Source organism: Bradyrhizobium sp. MI1.4 (assembly GCF_055811315.1).
Map to the genome: position 1 here is coordinate 360,609 of NZ_JBVVPP010000001.1, position 12,445 is coordinate 373,053.

Annotated in this window: 13 protein-coding genes; 8 read left to right on the forward strand and 5 right to left on the reverse strand. The window is 62.7% G+C overall.

Features of this window, described 5'->3' with window-relative positions; genetic code table 11:
• Positions 1-67: 67 nt before the first annotated feature.
• Entirely contained in the window at positions 68-487 is a 420-nt protein-coding gene (locus AC0L23_RS01755; RefSeq protein WP_085353538.1) for a nuclear transport factor 2 family protein, read from the reverse strand.
• A gap of 130 nt (positions 488-617) precedes the next feature.
• Between AC0L23_RS01755 and AC0L23_RS01760 the strand changes: the two genes are divergently transcribed.
• The gene (locus tag AC0L23_RS01760; protein WP_085353539.1) at positions 618-1,187 is read left to right on the forward strand and encodes a bifunctional transcriptional activator/DNA repair enzyme AdaA; all 570 of its coding nucleotides are present in this window, start codon (positions 618-620) and stop codon (positions 1,185-1,187) included.
• 757 nt (positions 1,188-1,944) lie between these two features.
• On the forward strand, positions 1,945-2,496 hold the full coding sequence (locus AC0L23_RS01765; RefSeq protein WP_085362185.1) for a hypothetical protein: 552 nt from the start codon (positions 1,945-1,947) through the stop codon (positions 2,494-2,496).
• Between the two features lie 9 nt (positions 2,497-2,505).
• Here AC0L23_RS01765 and AC0L23_RS01770 read toward each other — a convergent pair whose 3' ends face one another.
• Entirely contained in the window at positions 2,506-3,402 is an 897-nt protein-coding gene (locus AC0L23_RS01770) for a DMT family transporter (RefSeq protein WP_085353541.1), read from the reverse strand.
• 510 nt (positions 3,403-3,912) lie between these two features.
• Here AC0L23_RS01770 and AC0L23_RS01775 point away from each other — a divergent pair.
• From AC0L23_RS01775 to AC0L23_RS01795, 5 genes are all read left to right on the forward strand, one after another.
• Complete coding sequence (locus AC0L23_RS01775; RefSeq protein WP_231188561.1) at positions 3,913-4,101, forward strand: hypothetical protein; 189 nt, start codon at positions 3,913-3,915, stop codon at positions 4,099-4,101.
• Positions 4,102-4,162: 61 nt separating this feature from the next.
• Complete coding sequence (locus tag AC0L23_RS01780; protein ID WP_085353542.1) at positions 4,163-7,927, forward strand: vitamin B12-dependent ribonucleotide reductase; 3,765 nt, start codon at positions 4,163-4,165, stop codon at positions 7,925-7,927.
• A 159-nt stretch (positions 7,928-8,086) separates the two neighbouring features.
• A complete protein-coding gene (locus AC0L23_RS01785; protein ID WP_240543391.1) occupies positions 8,087-8,203 on the forward strand; it encodes a DUF4160 domain-containing protein in 117 nt (38 codons plus the stop codon).
• Positions 8,184-8,432 carry a DUF2442 domain-containing protein gene (locus AC0L23_RS01790; protein ID WP_085353543.1) on the forward strand — a complete coding sequence of 83 codons (249 nt, stop codon included), beginning with the start codon at positions 8,184-8,186 and terminating at the stop codon, positions 8,430-8,432. The genes AC0L23_RS01785 and AC0L23_RS01790 overlap by 20 nt, the downstream gene beginning before the upstream one ends.
• Positions 8,433-8,723: 291 nt before the next feature.
• The gene (locus AC0L23_RS01795) at positions 8,724-9,239 is read left to right on the forward strand and encodes a ParB N-terminal domain-containing protein (RefSeq protein ID WP_085353544.1); all 516 of its coding nucleotides are present in this window, start codon (positions 8,724-8,726) and stop codon (positions 9,237-9,239) included.
• 142 nt (positions 9,240-9,381) lie between these two features.
• Here AC0L23_RS01795 and AC0L23_RS01800 read toward each other — a convergent pair whose 3' ends face one another.
• The 3 genes from AC0L23_RS01800 to AC0L23_RS01810 form a co-directional block, all read right to left on the reverse strand.
• Positions 9,382-9,888, reverse strand: coding sequence for a hypothetical protein (locus tag AC0L23_RS01800; protein WP_026232748.1), 507 nt, complete (start codon positions 9,886-9,888; stop codon positions 9,382-9,384).
• Positions 9,889-10,253: 365 nt separating this feature from the next.
• Complete coding sequence (locus AC0L23_RS01805; protein WP_085353546.1) at positions 10,254-10,544, reverse strand: hypothetical protein; 291 nt, start codon at positions 10,542-10,544, stop codon at positions 10,254-10,256.
• A 336-nt stretch (positions 10,545-10,880) separates the two neighbouring features.
• Positions 10,881-11,177 (reverse strand): HdeA/HdeB family chaperone, encoded by a 297-nt coding sequence (locus AC0L23_RS01810; RefSeq protein WP_240543383.1) that lies wholly within the window; start codon positions 11,175-11,177, stop codon positions 10,881-10,883.
• 219 nt (positions 11,178-11,396) lie between these two features.
• Between AC0L23_RS01810 and AC0L23_RS01815 the strand changes: the two genes are divergently transcribed.
• Positions 11,397-12,440: a hypothetical protein gene (locus tag AC0L23_RS01815; protein ID WP_085384035.1), complete on the forward strand. Its 1,044-nt coding sequence runs from the start codon at positions 11,397-11,399 to the stop codon at positions 12,438-12,440.
• Positions 12,441-12,445: the final 5 nt, after the last annotated feature.

Here is a 12,445-nt window from a genome sequence, read left to right on the forward strand (position 1 = left end):
GTTCGTGGCCCAGAGCTGACCTGCCCTGCGCAGCCGGTCGAGGACCGCTTGTGACCCAAAGCAGCCTTTAAAGCGGCTCGAAAATCATCTGCCAGCCCTTTCGGGTGTCCATGTATTCGCGAACCAGCTTGATCCGCTCGCCGGAAAGGACAAAAGCGAAGCAATAGTCATTCTCGTAGGGCTTGCCTCCAGGAAGAGTGGCTCGCATTCGCTCCTCGACGATCACAGTATCGCCATCGGCATGAATGCCCCGAAACGAGATGTCGACGTTCGAGAACAGATGATGCATTTCCGAGGCAATAAACTGTGCGATTTGGTCCGGTCCAATCATGTGGTCGGTGTGTTTGAGAGCGACCGCCGTGGCATTTCCAGCCGGTGCGATCCATTCGGCATCGGGAGTAAACAGCTCCGCGATCAACTGCGCATCACGGGTTTTAAAAGTCTTCCAGGCATTGATGACGATCTCTTTAGGATTCGTGCTGTTCATTTTTGCTTCTCCAAGTGCTCAGCGAAGTTGGACCTTCTCTATAAGAAGGGCGCACCGATATCGCTGGCCGGAATCGGACCTGATCATCTCAGGGCTATTCTTCTGGCTGCGGCCTGCGGTAAAATGAGTCATGCTCAGTTTTGAGGTATGCAACACCGCGCGCTTGCAGCGCGATCCCCGCTATGACGGCCGTTTCTACACGGCAGTGAAGACCACGGGAATCTACTGCCGCCCGGTTTGCCCGGTGAAGCAGCCGTTGACCCGTAACGTGACCTACTATCAAACTGCAGCGGCCGCCGAGGCCGCGGGGTACCGACCTTGCCTGCGTTGCCGTCCGGAGACCGCGCCCTTCTGTGCTGCCTGGAATGGCACGCGTTCGACAGTCGCGCGGGCCTTGAAATTGATCGATGGTGGCGCCTTGGATGACGCTTCGGTTGCCGCACTGGCCGATCGGCTCGGGGTAAGCTCGCGCCACCTTGCGCGTCTGTTCGAACGGTACGTCGGGGCCAGCCCCCAACAGGTCGCGAAGACCAGGCGTGTACAGAGGGCGAAGCGCCTACTTGACGAGACGACTGAACCACTGGCCCAGATCGCCTACCGAGCTGGCTTTGGCAGCGTGCGCCGGTTCAACGCCGTCTTTCGCGAACTCTATGGGCGCTCGCCCTCCAGCATTCGCCACCGCCGCAGAGTATTCGCCTGAGGTCGGGCATCCCAACGTTGGTCCGCTGTTGGACCCATTGCGGACTAACTGGTCTCGCGCGGTTGTGTTGAAGCTGCTAGACACGTGAAGTGTCGCTGTTCTTACTCTTTTTTGGACTTTCACTGCTGGGCATTGCCGGATGGGGATTTCAATCCATCGTGGCAGAGCTAGATAGGTCGTGCCTCCCCCGGACGGACGCAATTTCTCGCAAGTTTCAGGTTGAGGCGTTTATCTGGGGGGACCGCGCGCCGTTGGCGCTGAGGCGTCGGTATATCGCAACACAAGCCTGCGCGGTCCCGGCGCTCCTTTGCCTGGCGGCTCTCGTGTGGCTCAACGAGCCGCGCCGCGATGTCCGCGCTTTGGGGGTGATCGCGTTCTGTTTCGTGTCGTTTGTCGTGGCCGCTTCCTTGGCCTGGAAGACTGCCCGAAGCAGCGGCTCAAAATTATCCTGACGGAGGCAACAATGCGTGGCCTGATCTACATTTGGGGCGCGGGAATACCGCTTCTGGTCGGGCTTGAGATATATCTCGCTACGAACGCTCTCCGAAACCTCGCTCCCGGGGTAGAAAGAAAAGACGTAGTATTTCTGAGAAGGTTTGCAGATGGCGGCAGCCCTCCAGGAGGTCGCTCCCCGAAGCATGGCGGACCAGATTTGCTCAGTTGAGTTCGTATGCTGACCCGAAGCGGATGTTGTACTGTTTGCCAATGGCGAGTTGCTTTTGTCCCCCATCGGACCACGTACGATGGCGCCCGACCCATGAATGATCACCGAAAGATCAAAGTCTTTTTTGAAGTGTTGGGACGGCTCCTGTCGCGAGTTGGGTCTCAAGCGCTGGCCCGTATTGGCGCCGAGTTGGGACCTAAGGAAAAAGTCACGCTGACCAATGGGCTGTACTTCCGCGTCGAACGGTCTGGTTTGACCCTTGTGTCGGTCGGCGCTGGTGAGTGTCAATCGATGAAGCTTTCGGTCGATGAAGCAAAGCAGATATTCTCATCGATCGAGTCCGCGTGCACCAGTCGCGATGTTGTCAAGGTCCGGGCCAGAGAGCTATCTTGGACGACCGATGCTCGGCCGAAATCCAATCCTGAAAAGGTGGTTATCAGGTTCACAGGACCGCTGGGATTCACACGCACGGACGCCAGGCGTAAAGATGTTGCAGCAGCGGTCGTAGAGTTCGCCAACCGATTTGGTAGAGACAATCCCCCGCAAGGCAGGTCGGCTCTTGGCCCATCTGCGAGCTCGGAGACCTTCCGCTCTCCGGCCGATGTTGACGATGAACCGGAAGTCCAGGCGGCCAGCCGCTCATGAATATACGCCCTACCGCGTCGCCAGCACCACGGCCGCCAGCGTGAACACCAGCGCGGCGATCTGCCCTGCCCCCAGCGGCTCGTGGAGAGCGATCGCGGACGCCACGACGCCGATGACAGGCACCGCCATGGTGCCGATCGCGGCGACGGAGGCCGGCAGGCGCGCCAGTGCTGCGAACCAGCTGACATAGGCGATGCAGAACTGCACCACGGTTGAATAGACCAGGAGCCACCAGCCGACGGGCGTCACCAGCTCCAGATGCGTGGTCTCGATGGCGAGGCCGATGATCGTGATGGGCAGGCAGCCGATCCCGATCTGCCAGGCCGCGGCCGTGATCGGCGGCAGGCGGATCGGGTACTTCTTCGAAAACACCGTGCCGGCGGCGAAGCCGAGCGCGCCGCACAGCGCCATGACGATGCCCGGCAGCTTGTCCGCAGTGGCGGCAAAGCCGTTGCCGCCCATGATCGAGGCCAGGCCGGCAAAGGCCATCACCAGCGCGATGGTGCGCAACAAGGTCGGCCGCTCGCCGAGCACCGGCCAGGCGATCAGCGAGGCCCAGACCGGCATGGTGTAGGCGATCAGCGCCGCTTCGCTCGCCGGCAGCCACAGCAGCGCCAGACCCATCAGCACCATCCAGCCGGTGACGTTGAGGATCGCGGCGGTCACGAGGCGCGGCCAGATCGCGCGCGGGACGCTGAGGCTGTCAGCGCGGATCAGTGCCAGCGCCGCCAGCAGCACCGCGCCGAGCACGCCCGTCGCCCCGCGCAAGGTCAGCGGCGGCAGCTCGGAGAGCAGGAATTTCGTCACCGGCCAATTGAAACCCCAGCCCACCGAGGTGATGGCGAGGAATATCAGGCCGGCCGGGGCGATGCGCGCTCGCAGCACCGGCCGAGTCGAATCAAGCATGTGGGTAGTCCGGCAAAATCGAGGGCAGCTTGGCGCGGATTCGCGCCTCCCACCACCACCCCGGCGGGCATGCCTGCCCTCACCTTCCGTAGCCCTACGTGAGTCCCCCCGAGGCAAGCCCGCGATTCAAAAATATACCTGCCCTGTGAACAGCGGGGTGAAGCCACAGCGGCACCCCAAGATGCAAATTTTTTCGGTTGGGAATCCCTGAGGACTCACTGATACTTGGCTCAACAACAGGCGCGGGCCTGCCCCCTGTTATCCCCCATAATCCACCATATTTAGTATTTGATTCAGGAACTCGCACTAGTTCTTGACGGGCGTAACGGAGAGTCCTAGTTTTCGATCCGTTCGGCGCGAGTGTGTTTGCGTCCCGCCGGCACTCCCCCAAAGGGTCTGCAAAACAGCACTCCGCCAAGCCAGACAAGGGCAGCGGGATACGGGCTTGTCTGCCCGGCGAGAGCGGACTTTTCGGGCGCCTGAACGGGCTGGAAACAGGCCCGGATGGCAATGGTTGAAGACGTGACGTTGTGGGGCGTTGAACGCATGTCGGGCTCATCCCTTTGGGGCGGATGGGTCTGGACGTGCCGGCGGATGATCGGTGCGCGCATCGAGCAATCGCGTCGGGAGAAAACGGGCCGGGTCTACCGGCTGAGCTGCGATGCCAAGGGCCAGGCGGCCTCGAGCACCGCGAAATGAAATGATGACCCGGCACGCCTGAACGGAGGCGGTCCGGTCAAAGATAGGACGGGGCAAGACCATGCGGATTGAGCGGCGCCACACCACTTCGGGACAGTCACCTTACGCCGGCATCGATTTCCGGCTGACCACGTCGGAGATCAGGAATCCCGACGGCTCGGTCGTGTTCAAGCTCGACAATGTCGAGGTGCCGACCGCGTGGTCGCAGGTCGCCTCCGACGTCCTCGCCCAGAAGTACTTCCGCAAGGCCGGCGTTGCCGCGCGCCTGAAGAAGGTCGAGGAAGAGTCCGTCCCCTCCTTCCTGTGGCGCTCCGTGCCCGACACCGAGGCGCTCGCCCTCCTGCCCGAGAAAGAGCGCTATGTCAGCGAGCTCTCGGCCAAGCAGGTGTTCGACCGTCTCGCCGGCTGCTGGACCTATTGGGGCTGGAAGGGCAAGTACTTCTCCTCCGACGAGGACGCCCAGACCTTCTACGACGAGCTCCGCTACATGCTGACCATGCAGATGGTCGCGCCGAACTCGCCGCAATGGTTCAACACCGGTCTGCACTGGGCCTACGGCATCGACGGTCCCGGCCAGGGCCATTATTACGTCGACCCCTTTACCGGCAAGCTGACCCGGTCGAAATCCTCCTACGAGCATCCGCAGCCGCATGCCTGCTTCATCCAGGGCGTCGGTGACGACCTCGTCAACGAGGGCGGCATCATGGACCTCTGGGTCCGCGAAGCGCGCCTGTTCAAATACGGCTCCGGCACCGGCTCCAACTTCTCGCGCCTGCGCGGCGAAGGCGAACGCCTCTCCGGCGGCGGCCGCTCGTCCGGCCTGATGAGCTTCCTCAAGATCGGCGACCGCGCGGCGGGCGCGATCAAGTCGGGCGGCACCACGCGCCGCGCCGCCAAGATGGTCGTCGTCGACGTCGATCACCCCGACATCGAGACCTATATCGACTGGAAGGTGAAGGAGGAGCAGAAGGTCGCCGCTCTCGTCACCGGATCCAAGATCAACCAGAAGCACCTCAAGGCGGTGCTGAAGGCCTGCGTCAACTGCGAAGGCTCGGGCGACGATTGCTTCGACCCCGAGAAGAACCCGGCGCTGCGCCGCGAGATCAAGCTGGCGCGCCGCAGCCTCGTGCCCGACAACTACATCAAGCGGGTCATCCAATTTGCAAAACAGGGCTACAAGGACATCCAGTTCGACGTCTATGACACCGACTGGGATTCGGAAGCCTATCTCACGGTTTCGGGGCAGAACTCCAACAATTCGGTGTCGCTGAAGGACGACTTCCTGCGCGCGGTCGAGACCGACGGCGACTGGAATCTCGTCGGACGCACCACCAAGAAGATCACCAAGACCCTGAAGGCGCGCGACCTCTGGGAAAAAATCGGCTACGCCGCCTGGGCGTCGGCCGACCCGGGCCTGCACTTCAACACCACCATGAATGACTGGCACACCTGCAAGGCGTCCGGCGACATCCGCGCCTCCAATCCGTGCTCGGAATACATGTTCCTGGACGACACGGCGTGCAACCTCGCCTCCGCCAATCTGCTGACGTTCTACGACATCCCCTCCAAGCGTTTCGACGTCGAAGGCTACGAGCATCTCTGCCGGCTCTGGACCATCGTGCTCGAAATCTCGGTGATGATGGCGCAGTTCCCGTCGAAGTCGATCGCCGAGCTCTCCTACGAGTTCCGCACGCTCGGCCTCGGCTACGCCAATATCGGCGGCCTCTTGATGACCATGGGTCTGTCCTATGACAGCAAGGAAGGCCGCGCAATCGCCGGCGCGCTGACCGCGATCATGACCGGCATCACCTACAAGACGTCGGCCGAGATGGCGGCCGAGCTCGGCACTTTCCCGGGCTACAAGAAGAACGCCGCGCACATGCTGCGCGTGATCCGCAACCACCGCCGCGCCGCCCATGGCCAGTCCAACGGCTACGAGGGGCTCAGTGTCAATCCGGTGCCGATGGACTTGGTGTCCTGCCCGCAAGGAGACCTCGTCACGCATGCGCAAGCGGCCTGGGATGCGGCGCTCGACCTCGGCGAGAAGCACGGCTATCGCAACGCCCAGACCACGGTGATCGCGCCGACCGGCACGATCGGCCTCGTCATGGATTGCGACACCACCGGTATCGAGCCCGACTTCGCGCTGGTAAAATTCAAGAAGCTCGCCGGCGGCGGCTATTTCAAGATCATCAACCGCGCGGTCCCCGCCGCGCTGCGTGCGCTCGGTTATCGCGAGAGCGAGATCGCGGAGATCGAGGCCTATGCCGTCGGCCACGGCTCGCTCTCCAACGCGCCCGGCATCAACGCCTCGACGCTGAAGGCCAAGGGCTTCACGGATGAGGCCATCGCCAAGGTCGAGAAGGCGCTGCCGACCGCGTTCGACATCAAGTTCGCCTTCAACAAATGGACCTTTGGCGAAGACTTCATCCGCGACCAGCTCGGCATCGGTGCCGAGGCGATCGCGGCCCCCGGCTTCGACCTGCTCCAGGCCGTCGGCTTCACCAAACGCGAGATCGAGGCGGCCAACGTCCACATCTGCGGCGCGATGACGGTGGAAGGTGCTCCGCACCTCAAGGCCGAGCACTATCCGGTGTTCGACTGCGCCAACCCTTGCGGCAAGGTCGGCAAGCGCTATCTCTCGGTCGAGAGCCACATCCGCATGATGTCGGCGGCGCAGCCCTTCATCTCGGGTGCGATCTCCAAGACCATCAACATGCCGAACGACGCGACGGTAGAGGACTGCAAGTCCGCCTACATGCTGTCGTGGAAGCTGGCGCTCAAGGCCAACGCGCTCTATCGCGACGGCTCCAAGCTCAGCCAGCCGCTCAACTCGCAGCTCATCGCCGACGATGAGGACGAGGACGATGCGGTCGAGAGCCTCTACGACAAGCCGATGGCGGCACGCACCGCCCAGGTCTCGGAAAAGATCGTCGAGAAGCTGGTCGAGCGCATCATCGTGATGCGCGAGCGCGAGAAGATGCCGGATCGCCGCAAGGGCTACACCCAGAAGGCGGTCGTCGGCGGCCACAAGGTCTATTTGCGCACCGGCGAGTATGACGACGGCCGCATCGGCGAGATCTTCATCGACATGCACAAGGAAGGCGCGGCCCTGCGCTCCTTCATCAACAATTTCGCCATCGCGGTGTCGCTGGGTCTTCAGTACGGCGTGCCGCTCGACGAATATGTCGACGCCTTCACCTTCACCCGCTTCGAGCCGGCGGGCCCCGTGCAGGGCAACGACAGCATCAAATACGCGACCTCGATCCTCGACTACGTCTTCCGCGAATTGGCGGTGAGCTATCTCAGCCGCTTCGACCTCGCCCATGTCGATCCCAGCGAGACCGGGTTCGACGTGCTCGGCAAGGGCGTCGAGGAAGGCAAGGAGCCGGATGATCACGGCCAGCGCGCCTCCAAGCTGGTGTCGCGCGGCCTCACCCGCTCCCGCACCGACAACCTCGTGGTGATGCGCGGCGGCTCGACCGCGGTCGCGCAAGGCAATGACAGCGCACCGGCCGGCGGCTCCAAGGTCACCTCGCTCGCGTCGCACGGCGCAGGCCGTGCCGGCGACGTCCTGGAAGGCGCGGTCGCGCTGAAGCAGGAAGTGGCCCACGACCTCTCGCCCACCGAGAAGTTAGAGGCCCTGCAATGGAGCAAGGCCGGCAGCGCGCAAACCGCAGTGCCCAGCAAGGCCGAGCGCCGCGCGGAAGCCAAAGCCAAGGGCTATGAGGGCGAGATGTGCAGCGAGTGCGGCAACTTCACGCTGGTACGGAATGGCACGTGTATGAAGTGCGATACGTGCGGCAGCACGACGGGGTGTAGCTGATACCAATAGCGCAAGCCGCCCGGAGGCATTGATGCCAGTTGCATTGCGCCAGGGCGGCTTGCGTTACTACTTCTTCTCAAACGAGGGGCAGCCACCCGAGCTGCCCATATTCATGTCAAAGGCGGCGGCCGGGACGCCAAGATTTGGCTTGAGCCTGGCATATCAATAGCCGACAGTTATGGCTTCAATCCGCGGGAACTTTCGAATATCCTGCGCGTCGTGGAAGACAACCGCGAGCTTCTTCTGAAGGCCTGGCATGACCATTTCGGCAACTAGCGCTCGCTTTGACGAACACACGATGTGGGTCGAACTGTCCGATGGAAGGACACTCGGGATCCCGCTTGCGTGGTTTCCGCGCCTGCTCCATGCAACGCCAGACGAACGCAACCAGGTCGAGCTCAGCCGCGTCGGCCTGCACTGGGAAGCGCTCGACGAAGATATCTCCGTTGCCGGCCTTCTCGCGGGACGCGGCGATGTAACGCGATCCACGGAACACGCCGCCTAACTGGCCGATCCGCCCGCGGATGTCTCGCGCTGAAGCTGTGGGCAAAGCCCGAGGTCTACGAGAGCGACATGTGCTCGGTATTGCGGCGACAGAGCGTAGGATGGGTGGAGCGAAGCGATACCCATCGCCGCCAAATCCACGGAAGGCATGGGTTTCGCACGGGCTCAACCCATCCTACGAGTCATCAACACCCCGCTGCCGAAATTACCTTTGCGGTCGAGCCCTTCCCTCCTAAACTCCGACCACCGCCGGCATCGGTTCCGACGGGCCCGGTAGAAGCGGAGTCAAGTTATGCCCAAACCGGAAAGCTTCCCGATCGAGAAGATCTTCGTTCCCACGAAGCAGAAGAAAGCCATCAAGCCCGAGATCGTCGGGGAGATTGCTGAAAGTATGCTGGACATCGGACAACAGGAACCCATTTCCGTCCGGCTCGACGGAGACCGCCTCGTTCTGGTCGAGGGACTGCATCGGCTCGAAGCCTGCAAGGCGCTCGGCGAGACAACCATTATCGGTGTCATCGTCCCGGCGGAGGTCGCTCAACACAAGCCGCAGCTTGCCGAACGGCCCGAAGTCGAGGCAGAGCGCCTCAAGATGGCGCGATTGAAACAGTTGCGCCTGGAGAAGGAAGCCGCGGAGGCATCGATCGCTGGCCGGAAGGGCGTCAACGGAACGGAAGCGCCGCGCACCCGTCCGACGAAAGGCGTTCGCGACAATCCGAAGGCATCACCGAGCCGGACTGCGAAATCGACGCCGAAAACATTGTCGGACTGGATCACGCAGCAAAAGGGCCACGGCGGTCGCTATTGATTGTTGGCTCCAGCTCGTAGGATGGGTGGAGCGAAGCGATACCCATCACCGCTCGATCGGCGAGAGATGAAGGGTTTCGTAAGGGCTCAACCCATCCTACGACCTAGAGCTCAACCCAGCCTACGCGCTATCTACGCCCGCCTCACCGTATCTCGCTCATCGACACCTTGGCGGCGATCCCGCTCAACTCGGGCTGTTGCGGTGCGAACTCCTCGTTGGACGATGAGCCTAGCGAGACGTCGACCATCCTGCGCTTGACCTGTTCGCATGTCTTGCGGACGTCTTCGGTGAACAGCGCGCATTCTTCGATGCGCTTGAAGATCTTCCGACCCTCTTCACGATACTCCGCCGCCGTTTCTCGCATGAAGGCGATCGCATCATGGACCTGGGCAGTCAGCGCCTCGCATTTTTGCGCGGCGTCGATCAACTCGGTGCCCATGGCCTCGATCTCTTTTGCAGCGGACTCATAGTCCCGAACGACCGCCTCTGCACTGAGCGCGCCGACGCGCGTCACGCCCGCGGTGTGCTCGACGTAATCAGGCAGAGCAATGGAAGCAAGAGAGCTTCCCGAGCGTATCGATGCAATGTCCTCCTCGAGCTGGACCAAGTTTACTCCGTCCCGCCTGCGCAATTGTTCGACATTTGCCATTATTGATCTCCCATACGCACCCCGAACCCTTAACAGCATCGGGTTTATTACGGGGATAAGCTCCGTTCTACTCTGATGTATCCTTGACAGCCGCAGTTTTGCCGCTTTTTCCCGATTGCCCAATTGCACGCATTGATAGATTTATCGGCGTTCAACCTCTCCTGGTCGCGGCCGGCGAAGATGGCACGTGCGCCTCGCTAGAAGTCGACCTGTCGAGCAACAGACGCGCCAATACGCACGGTGAAGCGAGCACAGCTCGGATCGCGTGTGTGCGGGCCCGGAACTCGGATCACCTCTCCCCACTCGGAGAGAGGTGCTCCGCGCACAGCCGACCGACGGTGCTCTGGCCGCTGCGCAAAGACCGGCTAGTAGCAAGGCGGGTAAGGTTCGTAGCCGCAGCGGCGATAGCCGCCGTAGGCTCCGTAAGCCCCGTAAGCTGCCGCACCAACCGCAGCAGCTCCGACGCCCACGGCAACTCCGCGGCGCACGGCTGCACCACGATAGACGCCACCGCGATAGACACCGCCGTGATGAACACCAACCCGACCAACCCCGACGCCTCTTCGATAGGCGAAGGCGTCAGTCGAAACAGTCACGATGCAGGCGATGCCAATGATTGCGGATGCGGTAAGTGAAACGATGGTTCGGCGCGACATGTCCACTCTCCTTCCTGGATTGGGACGGTGCGTCAGCGCAATTCGCTAATGAGCGGGTTTGTTGATTTAGAACAATGCGGGCCCTTGCGATCTGGCGGCCGGGTTCATAACGAGACAGCGAAAGTGTCACGCTTTACCTACATAGGGCATCAGCGGGAGCCACACCGCTTTCGGTCATGTACCTGACGCTCGCGACGCATGCCGGTTCGGCAATGCCACGCCCCACCCCCGTGCCCGCGATAATTTCTCGTTCGCACGCGCGTTGGGGGGACAGCGGCGCAACCTCTCCTTCCGGCGATAGGACTGCCCGCACTCCGAGGCTGGGCGGCCCCGCCCCTACTTCGTATCGGCCTCGACCGCCTCCAGCAGCGGCATCTCGCGATGCGACTCGCAGAAGCGCGAGAGCTTGTTGCCGTTCTTGTTCAGCGCTTGCGTATCCACGACGGGATTGTTGCGGCGGCCGGCGTAGAACCCGGCGAGCCAGACGTTCACGGTCTGCATGTGGGTGATGCGCTGGGTGATGTACTGGTCGCAGCTGATCTTGGAAACGTCGACCAGCACCTGGGCCTTGGCCGGCACGGCCAGCAGCAGGGCCGCGAAGGCACCAAGGACGATCGCTCTTGTCTGAACCATGTGTTCCTTCCGATGAATGTCTGCACGGTGGCGACGGTCGGGCGCTGCATGCTTGATCCAGATCAAGGGCGCCCGTTGCATACCCCGCGACCGCCCCACCCCGAGGCCTCGCCATAATTTCTCCTTCGCACGCGCGTTGTGTTGGACAGCGGCGAGACCTATCGTTCCGATCGGACTGCCACACTTCCATTGACGCCCGACGGAAGCGAGAGCGCATCGGTGCCCGAGACGAACGACCCCAAACCTGACGACCACAAGCCAGACGCCCCCAAGCCGGACGAGGGGCGCGCCGATGGCGGGCTGGCGCGGGCCTACGATCGGATCAAGAGCGCGGAGCAAGACCTTGCGCGGCTGGACCGGCTGGTTTCCGGAATGGAACGCGGCAGCGAAATCCCAGCGGCCTCGCGAGCAAGCGCCGGTGCGGAGGCTGTCGAGACTCCCAAGGACAAGGCTCCCGAGGCCAAGACTCTCAAGAGCACGGCGCCGGCGCCGGATAGCAGGGTTCGCAGTCAAGGCCTGAGGGGAGATCGGCCCATGCTGCGCGCTTTGGTCGGCCTCGTGCTGGCGATCGGCATTCTCGGCGCCGCCTTCGCTTCGCAATACAGCGATCGGGCCAGGTCTATGACCAAATCGATCATGGCGCGATGGGCTCCGCCGGCCGGGACTGAGCCTCGCCAAGCGTCCGCGGTTGAAACTCCGGCGCAACCGCCGGCGGTGCAACTGGCTGCCGCGGATGAGCCCGGCACGGTGCCCGCGCCGCCGGCCGGCAAGGACACGGAGAGCAATGCAGGGTTTGACGCTTCAAGACCAGCTGCTTCAAGACCCGACGCTCCAACAACGGGCGCCACGACGCCCGACCCCTCGTCGTCCGATCTCGCGCAATCGCTCAAGACCATCACCAGCGAGCTTGCGAACATCAACGGAAAGCTCGAGCAACTGAAAAGCCGCAACGAGCAGACGCTGCGCGAGCAGGCCGACACCATTCAGCAGCTCAAGGCGGCGCAGGAGAAGGATGCGGCGGCCAATGCGCGCCTTGCCGCACAGGTCCAGGCGCTGCAAAAGGAGCTGACGACGTCATCCGCATCGTCATCCGCACCTGCGTCCGCGAAACCCGCCGCGCGTAGCGTGATCACCAACGAGACCGCTGCGCCCGCACGGCCGCACGTGCAAGCGGCCGCACCTCGGCGACCCCGGCCGTCGCGAGGGCCCTGGATGCCCCCGCCCTATATGGTCGATCCCTACTATGGGGATCCGGATTGGTGAGCCCG

Excerpts from the sequence above, each read along its gene's own strand:
- AC0L23_RS01790 (WP_085353543.1), top strand. The coding sequence starts at position 8,184 with ATGACCATTTCGGCAACTAGCGCTCGCTTTGACGAACACACGATGTGG.
- AC0L23_RS01765 (WP_085362185.1), top strand. The coding sequence starts at position 1,945 with ATGAATGATCACCGAAAGATCAAAGTCTTTTTTGAAGTGTTGGGACGG.
- AC0L23_RS01760 (WP_085353539.1), top strand. The coding sequence starts at position 618 with ATGCTCAGTTTTGAGGTATGCAACACCGCGCGCTTGCAGCGCGATCCC.
- AC0L23_RS01780 (WP_085353542.1), top strand. The coding sequence starts at position 4,163 with ATGCGGATTGAGCGGCGCCACACCACTTCGGGACAGTCACCTTACGCC.
- AC0L23_RS01810 (WP_240543383.1), bottom strand. The coding sequence starts at position 11,177 with ATGGTTCAGACAAGAGCGATCGTCCTTGGTGCCTTCGCGGCCCTGCTG.
- AC0L23_RS01800 (WP_026232748.1), bottom strand. The coding sequence starts at position 9,888 with ATGGCAAATGTCGAACAATTGCGCAGGCGGGACGGAGTAAACTTGGTC.
- AC0L23_RS01795 (WP_085353544.1), top strand. The coding sequence starts at position 8,724 with ATGCCCAAACCGGAAAGCTTCCCGATCGAGAAGATCTTCGTTCCCACG.
- AC0L23_RS01775 (WP_231188561.1), top strand. The coding sequence starts at position 3,913 with ATGGTTGAAGACGTGACGTTGTGGGGCGTTGAACGCATGTCGGGCTCA.
- AC0L23_RS01755 (WP_085353538.1), bottom strand. The coding sequence starts at position 487 with ATGAACAGCACGAATCCTAAAGAGATCGTCATCAATGCCTGGAAGACT.
- AC0L23_RS01770 (WP_085353541.1), bottom strand. The coding sequence starts at position 3,402 with ATGCTTGATTCGACTCGGCCGGTGCTGCGAGCGCGCATCGCCCCGGCC.
- AC0L23_RS01805 (WP_085353546.1), bottom strand. The coding sequence starts at position 10,544 with ATGTCGCGCCGAACCATCGTTTCACTTACCGCATCCGCAATCATTGGC.